The organism is Streptomyces sp. T39, from assembly GCF_008042045.1.
Taxonomy (GTDB): Bacteria; Actinomycetota; Actinomycetes; order Streptomycetales; family Streptomycetaceae; genus Streptomyces.
In genome coordinates this window covers 3,125,496-3,138,678 of sequence record NZ_RDBP01000012.1, presented here as the reverse complement: position 1 = coordinate 3,138,678, position 13,183 = coordinate 3,125,496, and the positions used below count along the sequence as shown (strand labels likewise).

Here is a 13,183-nt window from a genome sequence, read left to right as displayed (position 1 = left end):
GGTCGATCGCGGCGGAGCCGCTGCGCCGGATGTCGCGCAGCCGGGGGATCAGCCGCTGCGCGACGTCGGCCTGGTGGCTGCGGACGGTGTGGACGTAGTTGAAGCCGGTGGACACCAGCGCCTGGTCCAGCGGCGGGGCGGGCCGGCAGCGCAGCGGACGGTCCCCGAGACGGGCCCCGCCGCCCCGGACTGCATGGAAGGTCTCGCCGCGCATCGGGGCCTCGACGACGCCGACGACCGTCTCGCCGTCGACCTCCGCCGCGATGGACACCGCCCAGGTGGGCAGCCCGTAGAGGTAGTTGACGGTGCCGTCCAGGGGGTCGATGACCCAGCGCACACCGCTGGTGCCGTCCCGTGCGGCGCCCTCCTCGCCGAGAAAGCCGTCGTCCGGCCGGTGGTCCTCCAGGTAGCCGGTGATCAGCTTCTCGGCCGCGATGTCCATCTCGGTGACGACGTCGATCGGGCTGGACTTGGTGCGGGCGACCGCGAGGTCGTCCGGCCTGCCGTCCCGCAGCAGCGCGCCGGCCCGGCGGGCGGCCTCGAGGGCGAGGGTGAGCAGTTCGGATGTCCGCTCGTCGGTCACGGGGGTCTCCTTCGGGCGATTCACGCGTACGGGCTGTCGGCCCCGGCGGCCGCGGGCCGCGGGGCCCTGGCGGGGCAGCAGCCGACCGGGCAGAGGTCGTGGCTCGCGCCGAGGGAGCCGAGGGCGCAGCGCTCGGCGTCGATGCCGCGCTCGGACGCGGCCCGCTCCAGCAGCAGGTCGCGGACGGCGGCGGCGAAGCGGGGGTCGGCGCCGACGGTGGCGGAGCGGCGCACGGGCAGGCCCAGTTCGGCTGCCTTGGCGGTGGCCTCGGTGTCGAGGTCGTAGAGGACCTCCATGTGGTCCGACACGAAGCCGATCGGGACCATGACCGCCGCAGGCGCCCCGGCCGCGTGCAGTTCCTCCAGGTGGTCGCAGATGTCCGGTTCCAGCCACGGAATGTGGGGGGCGCCGCTGCGGGACTGGTAGACGAGCCGCCAGGGGTGCTCGATGCCCGTCTCGTCGCGGACGGCATCGGCGACGAGACGGGCCACCTCCAGGTGCTGGCGGACGTAGGATCCGCCGTCGCCGTGCTCGTCGGCGGGCCCCGAGGAGTCGGCCGCCGAGGTGGGGATGGAGTGGGTGGTGAACGCCAGGTGCGCCCCGGCCCTGATGTCCCCGGGCAGCTCCGCGAGAGAGGCGAGGACCCCCTCGATCATCGGGCGGACGAAGCCCGGGTGGTTGAAGTAGTGACGCAGCTTGTCCACGCGCGGCGGGCGCAGTCCCTCGGCCTCCAGGGCGGCGATCGCGTCGGCGAGGTTCTCGCGGTACTGGCGGCAGCCGGAGTACGAGGCGTAGGCGCTGGTCGCGAGGACGGCGACACGCCGGTGGCCGGCCTCGGTCATCTCGCGCAGCGTGTCGGTCAGGTAGGGGGCCCAGTTGCGGTTGCCCCAGTACACCGGCAGGTCGAGCGAGTGGTCCGCGAAGTCCTTGCGCAGCGCGTCCAGGAGGGCCCGGTTCTGGTCGTTGATGGGGCTGACGCCGCCGAAGAGGAAGTAGTGCTGCCCCACCTCCTTGAGGCGCTCCGTGGGGATGCCGCGGCCACGGGTGACGTTCTCGAGGAACGGGACCACGTCGTCGGGTCCTTCGGGGCCGCCGAAGGAGAGCAGCAGAAGGGCGTCGTAGGGCGCTGGATCACGCAGATCGGACATGGGGAAGATCCTGCCACCCCGGCCCCGGAGGCGCCGATAAGGGCCCCCGGGCGCCGCGGCACGGGGCACGGCGGCTCCGCGGAGTCCCGGGGCGCCGCGGCACGGGCGCCGTGCGAAACCCCGGTGCGTGCGAGGACATCCTGCGCGTAATCTGTGAAGGCTGCCCATACGCCTTACCGGAGTCCCCCTTGCCCAGTCCGTACCGCGCGATCTTCGCCACCCCCGGCACCCTGGGGTTCTCCGCCGCCGGCCTGCTCGGCCGGATGCCGCTGTCCATGATGGGCATCGGCATCATGACGATGGTCTCCGAGATCACCGGCCGCTACGGGCTGGCGGGGACGCTGACCGCGACGCTGGCCCTGTCGGCCGCCGTCCTCGGCCCGCAGATCTCCCGCCTGGTCGACCGGCACGGGCAGCGCAGAGTGCTCCGGCCGGCCACGCTGATCGCGCTGTTCGCGGTCACGGGCCTGCTGATCTGCGCGCAGCAGGGGGCCCCGGACTGGACCCTGTTCGTGTTCACGGCGATGGGCGGCTGTGTGCCGAGCGTCGGGGCGATGACCCGTGCGCGCTGGGCGGCGATCTACCAGGGCCGGCCGCGGGAACTGCACACCGCGTACTCGTTCGAGTCGATCGTGGACGAGGTCTGCTTCATCTTCGGGCCCATCATCTCCATCGGTCTGTCGACGATGTGGTTCCCCGAGGCGGGGCCCCTGCTCGCGGCCGGGTTCCTGGCGGCGGGCGTCTGGTGGCTGACCGCACAGCGCTCCACCGAGCCGACGCCGCACCCCGCCGAGCACCACACCGGCGGTTCGGCGCTGCGCTCACCGGGCCTCCAGGTGCTGGTGGCCGCGTTCGTCGCGACGGGCGCGATCTTCGGGGCGGTGGACGTGGTGACCGTCGCATACGCCGAGGAGGTGGGCAGCAAGGCGGCGGCGAGCTGGGTGCTCGCGGTGTACGCGCTGGGCTCCTGCCTCGCGGGCGCGGTCTTCGGCCTGCTCCACCTCAAGGGCGACCCCTCGCGCCGGTGGGTGCTGGGCGTCTGCGCCATGGCCGTGAGTATGATCCCCCTCCAACTGGCCGGGAGCCTGCCTTTCCTGGCCGTGGCGCTCTTTGTCGCGGGCCTCGCCATCGCACCGACGATGGTGACCACCATGGCCCTCGTCGAAGCGCACGTACCGCGCAGCAAGCTGACCGAGGGCATGTCCTGGACGAGTACGGGGCTCGCGGTCGGTGTGGCTCTGGGTTCGTCGGCCGCCGGCTGGGTGGTCGACGCGCACGGAGCGGCGGCGGGGTACGTGGTGCCCGGGGTCTCGGGAGTGTTCGCGGCGCTGGTGGCGTTCCTGGGGTACCGCCGGCTGCGCAGGCCGGTGCCGACGCGGGAGGGGCAGCGTGAGCAGGACCGCGAGCAGGCCGGGCACACCGGGGACCGGACGGAGCACGTGGCGTAACTGGGCGGGGACGGTTTCCGTCACCCCGGTCCGGGAGGCACGTCCGGCGTCCGTCGGCGAACTGGCCGAGGAGGTGCGCCGCGCCGCCGAGGACGGTCTGCGGGTCAAGACCGTCGGCACCGGGCACTCCTTCACGGCGGTCGCCGCCACCGACGGAGTGCTGATACGGCCGGATCTGCTCACCGGCATCCGCCACGTCGACCGGTCGGCGATGACGGTCACGGTGGAGTCGGGCACTCCGCTGAAGCGGCTGAACGAGGCGCTCGCCCGTGAGGGGCTGTCGCTCACCAACATGGGCGACATCATGGAGCAGACCGTCGCCGGCGCGACCTCGACCGGGACGCACGGCACGGGCCGCGACTCGGCGTCGATCGCCGCGCAGATCAAGGGCCTTGAGCTGGTCACGGCGGACGGGGAGGTCCTGACCTGTTCCGAGAAGGAGAATCCGGAGGTCTTCGCGGCCGCCCGTATCGGCCTCGGCGCGCTGGGCGTGGTCTCGGCGATCACCTTCGCGGTGGAGCCGGTCTTCCTGCTGACGGCGCGCGAGGAGCCGATGCCCTTCGACCGGGTGCTCGCCGACTTCGACGCCCTCCACGCGGAGAACGAGCACTTCGAGTTCTACTGGTTCCCGCACACGGGCAACTGCAACACCAAGCGCAACAACCGCAGCGCGGGCCCCGCGGCGCCGCCCGGCAGGGTCAGCGCCTGGGTCGAGGACGAACTGCTCTCCAACGGGGCCTTCCAGGCGGCCTGTTCGCTGGGCCGGGCCGTGCCCGCCGCGATCCCCGCCATCGCCCGTCTCTCCAGCCGGGCCCTGTCCGCGCGGACGTACACGGACATCCCCTACAAGGTCTTCACATCTCCGCGCCGCGTGCGGTTCGTGGAGATGGAGTACGCCCTTCCGCGCGAGGCCGCCGTCGCCGCGCTCCGTGAGGTACGGGCGATGGTGGAACGCTCCCCGCTGCGGATCAGCTTCCCCGTGGAGGTGCGCACGGCGCCCGCGGACGACATCGCGCTCTCCACGGCGTCCGGCAGGGAGACCGCGTACATCGCGGTGCACATGTACCGGGGCACGCCCTACCGCGCGTACTTCTCGGCCGTGGAGCGGATCATGACCGCCCACGGCGGACGGCCCCACTGGGGCAAGATCCACACCAGGGACGCCGCGTATCTCGCGGAGGCCTATCCGCGGTTCGGGGAGTTCACGGCGCTGCGCGACCGGCTCGACCCCGGCCGGCTCTTCCAGAACGCCTATCTGCGCAGGGTGCTGGGCGACTGAGCCGGCCCGCCCGGCCGCGTCACCGGCCGCCGGTGCCGGTGGACGCGGCGGGGCCGGGCGTGGTCCCGCCCGTGGCGGCGCCGCTTCCGGAGGGTTCGGGCGCCGGGGTGCCGGTCTCCGGGGGATCCGCCGAAGGGCTCGGCGCCGGACCGCCGCCGTCGGGCGAGGCGCTGCCGGAGGGATCCGGCCCCTTCGGCGGATTCACGTCGCCGGGCCCGGAGCCGTCGCCGGTGCCGGACGAGGGCGTGGGTGCGGGTGACGGGTCCGTGTCCCGGCCGTCCGTCCCGTCGCCGTCCCGCGTGTCGCGGTCCTCGCCGTCCGCCGGGTCCGTGGGCCCGGGACGCGTGTCGTCCGCGCCGGGGCGGAAGGCCGAGCCGACGGTGGTGCCCGCGCCGCCGCCGAGTTCCTCGCCCGCCGCCACCTCGTAGACGGTGATGCCGCCCATGGCCACTCCGAAGACCACGGCCGCCGCGGCGACGGGCCGCTTCCAGCCCCGCCGCCGGGTGCCGTACGTGCGCGGGGCGCCGAACTCCCCCTCGCGGGGCGCCCGGCGGTCCGGGCCCGGCGGCTCACCGGGCGCGGGCGGGGACGGCGGGGCGACCGGCACGCCGGCCCGTGCGTGTGCGGTGGCCTCCCGCAGCTGCTCCCCCGTCCTGCTGAAGACGTGCTGGAGGAGCGGGCCGCCGCAGGTGGCCACGACACTCACCACTCCGGCGCCGACGATCGTCCCGTAGACGCCGAGTTGGGAGGCGAGGATCGCGGCGGTGACGGCGGCGAGGACGCTGCCGGCGACCTGAGGCACGCTCAGCTCGATCCGCGGCCCCGCCGACGCCTGTCGCCCGTCGGCCCGTTCCCGGTGATTCGTCCCGTCCTCCGGCTTCTGCTGCATCTCCCGCCTCTGTCCGCCCATCTGTCCTTCGTGCACCACCTAGTGACAGTTGAGCGAAGCCGATAGTTCCGCTTCTGCTGATTCTGTGAAGCACACCACCCGGTCAGGGGTGGTCCGGACCCCGACCCCGCACCCCCGGGGAGAAGTTCGGCGGCGCGGCAGTCCACCCGGATGGCCCGAATGGAGTACTGTGGCGAGCCCTGGGCACGATCGCTTTTGTGGCGATCGGACCCCAGGTAGGGGGCCGAATGCGGCGCTCGATCCGGCGTCGCCGCGGTATCGCACGGAGTTCTGTGACTGAGAGTGATCCTTCTTCACTCTGGGTGGCCAACAGATCACCGTGCCATAACGGCGTTCAGGGCCTGTGCCCGACACGCCGGGCAACTCGGCAAGGTTGTGGCAGGCTGCACCCGGGCAGGCCACACTCGACTAGCGGAAGCAGCGACGCAGGTGACGTCGGCAGGCACCACCCGGGAGGTCCCCATGCCCGAACTGCGTGTCGTGGCCGTCTCAAACGACGGCACACGACTGGTGCTCAAGGCTGCGGACAGCACGGAATACACGCTTCCGATCGATGAGCGGCTGCGTGCCGCCGTGCGCAACGACCGGGCCCGCCTCGGGCAGATCGAGATCGAGGTGGAGAGCCACCTCCGCCCCCGTGACATCCAGGCCCGCATAAGGGCGGGCGCGTCCGCGGAGGAAGTGGCCCAGCTCGCGGGCATCCCGGTGGAGCGCGTCCGCCGCTTCGAGGGCCCGGTGCTCGCCGAGCGCGCCTTCATGGCGGAGCGTGCGCGCAAGACCCCGGTCCGCCGCCCCGGCGAGAACACCGGCCCCCAGCTCGGCGAGGCCGTCCAGGAGCGGCTGCTGCTGCGCGGCGCCCTGCGCGGCGCCGGCTGCGTGCCGCCGTGCGCAACGACCGGGCCCGCCTCGGGCAGATCGAGATCGAGGTGGAGAGCCACCTCCGCCCCCGTGACATCCAGGCCCGCATAAGGGCGGGCGCGTCCGCGGAGGAAGTGGCCCAGCTCGCGGGCATCCCGGTGGAGCGCGTCCGCCGCTTCGAGGGCCCGGTGCTCGCCGAGCGCGCCTTCATGGCGGAGCGTGCGCGCAAGACCCCGGTCCGCCGCCCCGGCGAGAACACCGGCCCCCAGCTCGGCGAGGCCGTCCAGGAGCGGCTGCTGCTGCGCGGCGCCGAGAAGGACACGGTCCAGTGGGACTCGTGGCGCCGCGACGACGGCACCTGGGAGGTCCTGCTGGTCTACCGGGTGGCGGGCGAGCCGCACTCGGCGAGCTGGACGTACGACCCGCCCCGGCGGCTCGTCCAGGCCGTCGACGACGAGGCCCGCGCGCTGATCGGCGAGACCGACGACACGATCGCCCAGGAGCCGAGCTTCCCGTTCGTCCCCCGGATCGCCAGGCTGCCCAGGGACCGGCCGCTGGACCGCGCCCTGGACCGCCAGATCGAGCGGCCGGCCCCGCCGGCCGACCCCGAGGACGGCGAACGCGACTCGCTGACCAGCCTCCTGGAGGCCGTGCCGAGCTTCCGCGGCGACATGGTCGTGCCGGAGCGCCCCGCTCCGGCCGAACCGGCCGCCATCGAACCGGTGCAGGAGCCGGAGGCCGAGGAGGAGCCGGTCGCCCCGGCCGCCTCGGCGGGCGCGGGTTCGGCCTACGCCGATGTGCTCATGCCGCGCTCGGTCGCGGGGCACCGCGACCGGCTGACCGGCACGACGGACCGCCAGGCCGAGGCGGACGGCGTCCGCCCGGGCCGCCGCGCCGCGGTCCCGAGCTGGGACGAGATCGTCTTCGGCACCCGCCGCAAGAAGCAGGACTGACCGGGGGTACGACGCAGCGCCCGCGCTCCGTCGTACCCCCGGCCATGACCACGCGCCCGCGCTGCGTCGTACCCCGGCCATGACCAGGCGCCCGCCGTCCGCCGCGCCGCCTCCGCCTCCGCCTGCCTGAACGGCTCCCGTCGCACGGACGTGCGGGCACCGGGCGGCCGGCGGCTCCGCCGGAAAGGCGGGCGCACGGCCGGGACACGCCTCCCGTGGCCGCCGCCGGAGCCGGGGCGGCCACGGGGGCGCGAGGGTCAGGACGGGTCCGGGCCCGTCGCCACCGGGCGGGCCGGGTCGCGCGACCACTCGGACCACGAGCCCGCGTACAGGGCGGGCACGTACCCCGCCAGTTCCAGGGCCACCGCCTGCTGCGCGGCCGACACGCCCGATCCGCAGTAGACGCCCACCGTCCGATCCCCCTCGCCGGCGCCGAGCGACGCGAAGCGGGCGGCGAGGTCGCCGGCCGCGAGGAAGCGCCCCGAGGCGTCCAGGTTCTCGCCGGTCGGAGCCGACACCGCGCCGGGGATGTGCCCCGCCACCCGGTCGATCGGCTCCACCTCGCCGCGATACCGCTCCCCCGCCCGGGCGTCCAGCAGCAGCCCGTCGCGGGCGACGGCGGCGGCGGCCTCCGCGTCCAGCAGCGGCAGCGCTCCGGGGCGGGGCGTGAAATCGCCCTCCGCGGGGGCCGGGACCGTGGTCTCCAGCGGCCCGTCCCACGCGGCGAGGCCACCGTCCAGGACCCGTACCTCCGCATGGCCCGCCCAGCGCAGCAGCCACCACACGCGCGCCGCGCCCCAGCCCTTGTCGCCGTCGTACGCCACCACCGGCGTGCCCGTCGAGATGCCGGCCCGGCGCATCGCCGCGCCGAAGGTCTCCACGTCCGGCAGGGGGTGCCGGCCGCCGTCCCCGGGCGGTCCGGCCAGCTCCGCGTCGAGGTCGACGAAGACGGCTCCGGGGATGTGCCCGGCCTCGTAGTCGGGCCGGCCGTGCGGGCCGCCGAGCTGGTAGCGGACGTCGAGCAGCACCGGCGGAGTGGGGCCGGCGAGCTCGGTCGCGAGGTCGGCCGCCGAGATGATGGGTGTCATACGGCCATCCTCGCGTACCCGCCCGCCGAGCCGTCACCGCCGAAGCGGATGAGACGTACCAAAGCGGGCATCCTCCGGCGGGAACCCGCCATATGCGGCGCGGCCCGGGCGCAACGGACGCCAGGGAGTGAAAACATCGGCCAGGATCCCTCCCCGCACAGCACGACTTCCGCCCGGGAGGGCCCCTGGGCGCACATCGGCCCGCACGACGGCGCGCCCGTCCCCCTTGCACGGCCACCACGATGGTCCGAGGAGAGAGTGACGATGACCGAGGCGACTCGGCACACGCCCGGCGCACCCTGCTGGGTCAGCCTGATGGTGCACAGCCTTGACACGATCAAGGAGTTCTACGCGGACCTGTTCGGATGGGAGTACGAGCCGGGCCCCCAGCACCTGGGGCCGTACGTCCGCGCGCTGCTCGACGGCAGGGAGGTGGCGGGACTCGGCCGCCTGCCCGCCGACCGGCATCTGCCGGTCGCCTGGACGCCCTACCTGGCCACCGCGGACGCCGACGCGACCGCCGAGTCGATCAGGAGCTGCGGCGGGACGATCGGGGTCGGCCCGCTGGACGCGGGCGAGGCGGGCCGGCTGGTGATCGGTTCCGATCCCGGCGGCGCGGTCTTCGGCGCCTGGCAGGCGCGTGCCCACGGCGGGACCGCGGTCCGGGGCACCCCCGGCACCCCCGTCTGGCACGAGCTGATCACCCGGGAGACCGCGACCGTCGGCAAGTTCTACCAGGTCGTCTTCGGACACGAGGCCCACCCGTGCGACCCGGACGACGACGGGGACCGGCTGACGCTCTCGGTCGGCGGACGGCCGGTGGCCTCGGTGCACGGGCTCGGGTCCGCGCTGCCCCGGCCCCGCGGCCCGCACTGGATGACGTACTTCGAGGTCGCCGACGTGGATGCGGCGACGCGGCTGGTGACCGGGCTGGGCGGCGAGGTGCTCCGGCCGCCGGGGCCGGGCGCGGCGGGCCGGGAGGCGACGGTCGCCGACCCGGAGGGCGCGGTGTTCACCGTGGTGACGACGGGCGGGACGGGGTGACCGGACGGTCGCCCGGGCCCTGACCGGGCGAGGTGTCAGGCCGTGGTCCGGGCGGCCGCACCGCGTCCCGTCTCCTCGTGCTCCACGGGGAGGACGTCGGGCGACAGTGCGGCCGCCCGGGCACTCGCGGCGGTCATCCGGCGCCGGTGGTGGCGACGGCACAGGACCTCGTAACCGACCTCGTCGGGCGCCTGGTTGACGTCGCCGACGACGACCTGCGCACCCTCGACGACCATCACGCCGCCGACGGTGCGCGCGTTGTGCGTGGCGCGCGCGCCGCACCAGCACAGTGCCTCGACCTGGAGCACCTCCACACGGTCGGCGAGTTCGACGAGCCGCTGCGAGCCGGGGAACAGCTTCGAGCGGAAGTCGGTGGTGATGCCGAACGCGAACACGTCGAGATCGGTGCGGCCGCCCGGGCACTCGCGGCGGTCATCCGGCGCCGGTGGTGGCGACGGCACAGGACCTCGTAACCGACCTCGTCGGGCGCCTGGTTGACGTCGCCGACGACGACCTGCGCACCCTCGACGACCATCACGCCGCCGACGGTGCGCGCGTTGTGCGTGGCGCGCGCGCCGCACCAGCACAGTGCCTCGACCTGGAGCACCTCCACACGGTCGGCGAGTTCGACGAGCCGCTGCGAGCCGGGGAACAGCTTCGAGCGGAAGTCGGTGGTGATGCCGAACGCGAACACGTCGAGATCGAGGTCGTCGACGACACGGGCGAGCTGGTCGATCTGCTCCGGTGCGAGGAACTGCGCCTCGTCCGCGATCACGTAGTCGCAGCGCCCGCCCCTGGACAGATGGGCCACCAGGTAGGCGTAGAAATCGAAACCCTCCGCCGCCTCGACCGCGTCCGTGACCAGGCCCAGCCGGGACGACAGCTTGCCCTCGCCGGCACGGTCGTCGCGGGTGAATATCATGCCCTGCAGTCCGCGGGTGGACCGGTTGTGCTCGATCTGCAGCGCGAGAGTCGACTTCCCACAATCCATCGTTCCGGAGAAGAACACCAGCTCGGGCATGGGTAGTCGATGACCTTTCGGGTCTGCGGGGGCGTCTGCGGGATGCGGGGCGGAGGGCGGGGGCCGGGTCAGGAGCGTACTTCGAGGAGCGGGACCAGCTGCTCCACCGGGGTCATGGAGCCGTGCATGCCGACCATCGCGGACTCGTGCGGCTCGTTGACCGAGGCGGTGATCACCACGTCGGCGCAGGCCGCGGCGACCACGTCGCCGATGCGCCCGTACACCCGCTCGTCCACCCGCTCGCCGAACCAGCCGGCCGCGACGGCCTCGTCACGGCCCGCGATCCAGAACCGGTCCCCCAGCACCTCGCGCCAGACCGCGAGCACATCGCGCTCTGCGCCCGGGACGGCGTAGACGTGGCGGGCGCGGCCCTCGCCGCCCAGCAGGGCGACTCCCGCGCGCAGCTCCCAGTCCTCGTCGAAGTCGATCCGCGACTCCTCGTCGAAGGGGATGTCGATCATCCCGTGGTCCGCGGTGACGTACAGCGCGGCACGGGGCGGGAGCTGTTCGGCGAGGCGCTGGACCAGCCGGTCCACGTACATCAGCTGGCCACGCCAGGCGTCGGAGTCCACACCGAAGCGGTGACCGGCGCCGTCGACCTCGCTGTAGTACGTGTAGACGAGCGAGCGGTCGCCGGCGGCGAGCTGCTCGGCGGCCAGGTCCATGCGCTCCTCGCCGGAGAGCCGGCCGTGGAACGTGCCGCCGCTGAGCGCGACCTTGGTGAGCGGGGTCTGCGCGAACGTCGGCGAGGACACCTGCGCCGTGTGCACGCCCGCCTCGTCGGCGAGCTTGAAGACCGTCGGGTACGGCTGCCAGACGTGCGGCGGGGTCCAGGGCTTCCAGCGGAGCTGGTTCATCAGCTCGCCGGTCTCCGGGTTGCGGGCGGTGTAGCCGGGCAGCCCGTGGGCGCCCGGTGCAAGGCCGGTGCCCACGGAGGCGAGCGAGGTGGCGGTGGTCGCGGGGAACCCGGCGGTGATGGGGCGGCCGGTGCCGCCGCGGGAGGTGCCGAGCAGCGACGTCAGCCAGGGGGCCTCGTCCGGGTGCGCCCGGATCTGCTCCCAGCCGAGCCCGTCGATCAGGAAGACGCAGTTCCGGTCGGCCGGGGTGAGCTCGGGGATGCGCTGCTCGAAGCCCGGGACACCCTGGCCGGCGGCCAGGGTCGGCAGGAGGTCGGCGAGCGACCCGCGGCCGTACTCGGGGACGGGCGCGCCGTCGACGGCGAGAGGAGCTGGATGACCGTTTCCCCAGACGGACGACGGGGCGTCGTCGGGCCAGAAATCGCTGCGCGTGCTCTGCACCATCAGCGGGTGGCGGCCGTGGCTTCGGAGAGCGCCTGCGCGAAGACGAGCGTCTGGCGCACGGTGTCGGGGCCGTCGCCGGCCTCGCTGACGCGCAGGCTGAGGTCGTCGGCGGTGGAGTTGCCCGTGTAGCCGTGGTCGGCCTCGCAGTTGGGGTCACCGCAGGCGGCGGGCTCCAGGTCGAGCCGGGAGACCGCGCCCCAGCCGATGGTCAGGACGACCTCGCGGGGCAGGGTGCCCGGGGTGTACGACTCCGGGTTGGCGACGACACGGCTGACGACGACGGACGAGATCCGGCCGAGCTTGACCGACTCGGTGGACGTGGTGGCGTACGGCGTCGGCGAGCTGGAGTCGGCGGCCTGCTCGTCGGTGTGGCTGACGATGAAGCGGTTCGCCGTCAGGACGAGGACCGTGACATGGCGGCGCACCTCGTTGGCGTCGAAGGTGGTCTCCTGGTGCACGAGGTACGAGGAGATGGGCTCGCCACCGACTGCGGCCTCCACCGCCTCGGCCACGAGGGCCGGGTAGTAGCCGCTGCGCTCGATCGCCGCGCGCAGCCCCTGGGTCGTCGTGCCGGTCTTCGCCATGCCGTCCATCCTAAAGGGCCGTGGGGGTCCGAATCGCGCACAGGCTCAGTAGCTCGGCAGCCGCCGGGGGCCGAGGTCGGTACGGGCGGGAGGAGGGGCGAGCCGCACCGAGGCGTCGAGCACCGACAGACCGTGCGGGGCGACGACGACCGGTTCGAGTGCGACCGACACGACCTCGGGGTGGTCGTCGACGAGCCGGGAGACCCGGAGCAGCAGCTCTTCGAGCGCCGCGGTGTCGACGGGGGCGGATCCGCGCCAGCCGAACAGCAACGGCGCGGTGCGGATGCTGCGGATCAGCTCGGCCGCGTCCCGGTCGGTGGCGGGGACGAGCCGGTGGGCGGTGTCGCCGAGCAGTTCGGAGGGGGCGCCGGCGAGGCCGAAGGAGAGCACGGACCCGGCCGCCGGGTCGATGGCGGCCCGGACGACGGTGTCCACACCGCGCGGGACCATCGCCTGGACGACCGGCTGCAGCTCGGCCGCCTTGCCGAGCGTCTCGGTCAACTCGTGGTAGGCCTGGCGGAGTTGGTGCTCGTCGGCCAGGTCGAGCCGCACCCCGCCGAGGTCGGCGCGGTGCCGCAGGTGCGGGGCGGTGGTCTTCAGGGCGACGGGGTACCCCAGGCGGGCGGCGGCTTCCGCGGCGGAGTCCGGGTCGGAGGCGGGGAGCGCGGTGCGCACCGCGACGCCGTACCGGGCGAGCAGCTCGTGGGCGTCGGGGGTGCTGAGCGTGAAGCCACGGGTGTCGGCCTCCTGCCCGAGCAGGCGCTCGATCTGGGCGGCGGCGCCGGCCTCGTCGATGTCGTCGTACTCGGGCACCTTGCCGGGTTCGGCCGCCTGGCGTCGCCACTGCGCGTACCTGACCGCCTCGGCCATCGCCCGTACGGCCCGCTCGGCCGCCGGATACGCCGGAATCCGCCGCATGTCCACCGCCGGCCCCGCCACGGCCCCGCCCGGCGCCTCGGCACCGGG

Annotated in this window: 11 protein-coding genes and 3 pseudogenes; 5 read left to right on the top strand and 9 right to left on the bottom strand. The window is 74.1% G+C overall.

All coding sequences use genetic code 11. From position 1 onward, the window contains the following. Both EAO77_RS15225 and EAO77_RS15220 read right to left on the bottom strand, forming a co-directional pair. The coding region (locus EAO77_RS15225) for an inositol monophosphatase family protein (protein WP_147989143.1) at nucleotides 1-583 on the bottom strand (583 nt) is incomplete at its 3' end. A gap of 20 nt (nucleotides 584-603) precedes the next feature. Beyond that, a complete protein-coding gene (locus tag EAO77_RS15220) occupies nucleotides 604-1,731 on the bottom strand; it encodes a ferrochelatase (protein WP_147988509.1) in 1,128 nt (375 codons plus the stop codon). Nucleotides 1,732-1,919: 188 nt separating this feature from the next. Between EAO77_RS15220 and EAO77_RS15215 the strand changes: the two genes are divergently transcribed. Both EAO77_RS15215 and EAO77_RS15210 read left to right on the top strand, forming a co-directional pair. Further along, nucleotides 1,920-3,179 (top strand): MFS transporter, encoded by a 1,260-nt coding sequence (locus EAO77_RS15215; RefSeq protein ID WP_147988508.1) that lies wholly within the window; start codon nucleotides 1,920-1,922, stop codon nucleotides 3,177-3,179. Further along, the gene (locus EAO77_RS15210) at nucleotides 3,121-4,458 is read left to right on the top strand and encodes a D-arabinono-1,4-lactone oxidase (RefSeq protein ID WP_147988507.1); all 1,338 of its coding nucleotides are present in this window, start codon (nucleotides 3,121-3,123) and stop codon (nucleotides 4,456-4,458) included. The genes EAO77_RS15215 and EAO77_RS15210 overlap by 59 nt, the downstream gene beginning before the upstream one ends. Nucleotides 4,459-4,477: 19 nt before the next feature. Here the strand turns inward: EAO77_RS15210 and EAO77_RS15205 are convergent, their stop codons facing one another. Further along, a complete protein-coding gene (locus EAO77_RS15205; RefSeq protein WP_261993909.1) occupies nucleotides 4,478-5,368 on the bottom strand; it encodes a hypothetical protein in 891 nt (296 codons plus the stop codon). Nucleotides 5,369-5,830: 462 nt separating this feature from the next. Between EAO77_RS15205 and sepH (EAO77_RS15200) the strand changes: the two are divergent. After that, nucleotides 5,831-6,226 (top strand): annotated as a pseudogene (gene sepH, locus EAO77_RS15200) (septation protein SepH); the annotation flags it as partial. Continuing rightward, nucleotides 6,226-7,179, top strand: a pseudogene (gene sepH, locus EAO77_RS15195) (septation protein SepH); the annotation flags it as partial. The pseudogenes sepH (EAO77_RS15200) and sepH (EAO77_RS15195), both read left to right, overlap by 1 nt. Before the next feature lie 257 nt (nucleotides 7,180-7,436). Here the strand turns inward: sepH (EAO77_RS15195) and EAO77_RS15190 are convergent. Further along, nucleotides 7,437-8,267 (bottom strand): sulfurtransferase, encoded by an 831-nt coding sequence (locus EAO77_RS15190; protein WP_147988505.1) that lies wholly within the window; start codon nucleotides 8,265-8,267, stop codon nucleotides 7,437-7,439. 264 nt (nucleotides 8,268-8,531) lie between these two features. On the opposite strand from EAO77_RS15190, the gene EAO77_RS15185 reads away from it, so the two are divergent. Beyond that, nucleotides 8,532-9,311 carry a VOC family protein gene (locus EAO77_RS15185; protein WP_147988504.1) on the top strand — a complete coding sequence of 260 codons (780 nt, stop codon included), beginning with the start codon at nucleotides 8,532-8,534 and terminating at the stop codon, nucleotides 9,309-9,311. Nucleotides 9,312-9,346: 35 nt separating this feature from the next. Here the strand turns inward: EAO77_RS15185 and EAO77_RS15180 are convergent. The 5 genes and pseudogenes from EAO77_RS15180 to EAO77_RS40005 form a co-directional block, all read right to left on the bottom strand. Beyond that, nucleotides 9,347-9,655 (bottom strand): annotated as a pseudogene (locus EAO77_RS15180) (thymidine kinase); the annotation flags it as partial. After that, on the bottom strand, nucleotides 9,547-10,332 hold the full coding sequence (locus EAO77_RS15175) for a thymidine kinase (protein WP_261993908.1): 786 nt from the start codon (nucleotides 10,330-10,332) through the stop codon (nucleotides 9,547-9,549). The gene EAO77_RS15175 and the pseudogene EAO77_RS15180, both read right to left, overlap by 109 nt. Nucleotides 10,333-10,400: 68 nt before the next feature. Then, nucleotides 10,401-11,633: an alkaline phosphatase family protein gene (locus EAO77_RS15170; RefSeq protein ID WP_147988503.1), complete on the bottom strand. Its 1,233-nt coding sequence runs from the start codon at nucleotides 11,631-11,633 to the stop codon at nucleotides 10,401-10,403. After that, nucleotides 11,633-12,217 (bottom strand): DUF5998 family protein, encoded by a 585-nt coding sequence (locus EAO77_RS15165; RefSeq protein ID WP_147988502.1) that lies wholly within the window; start codon nucleotides 12,215-12,217, stop codon nucleotides 11,633-11,635. The genes EAO77_RS15170 and EAO77_RS15165 overlap by 1 nt, the downstream gene beginning before the upstream one ends. Nucleotides 12,218-12,262: 45 nt before the next feature. After that, nucleotides 12,263-13,183, bottom strand: a 921-nt coding sequence (locus EAO77_RS40005; protein WP_261993907.1) for an acetate--CoA ligase family protein, incomplete at its 5' end; no start/stop codon positions are given.

Excerpts from the sequence above, each read along its gene's own strand:
- EAO77_RS15220 (WP_147988509.1), bottom strand. The coding sequence starts at position 1,731 with ATGTCCGATCTGCGTGATCCAGCGCCCTACGACGCCCTTCTGCTGCTC.
- EAO77_RS15205 (WP_261993909.1), bottom strand. The coding sequence starts at position 5,368 with ATGGGCGGACAGAGGCGGGAGATGCAGCAGAAGCCGGAGGACGGGACG.
- EAO77_RS15190 (WP_147988505.1), bottom strand. The coding sequence starts at position 8,267 with ATGACACCCATCATCTCGGCGGCCGACCTCGCGACCGAGCTCGCCGGC.
- EAO77_RS15185 (WP_147988504.1), top strand. The coding sequence starts at position 8,532 with ATGACCGAGGCGACTCGGCACACGCCCGGCGCACCCTGCTGGGTCAGC.
- EAO77_RS15175 (WP_261993908.1), bottom strand. The coding sequence starts at position 10,332 with ATGCCCGAGCTGGTGTTCTTCTCCGGAACGATGGATTGTGGGAAGTCG.
- EAO77_RS15170 (WP_147988503.1), bottom strand. The coding sequence starts at position 11,633 with ATGGTGCAGAGCACGCGCAGCGATTTCTGGCCCGACGACGCCCCGTCG.
- EAO77_RS15165 (WP_147988502.1), bottom strand. The coding sequence starts at position 12,217 with ATGGCGAAGACCGGCACGACGACCCAGGGGCTGCGCGCGGCGATCGAG.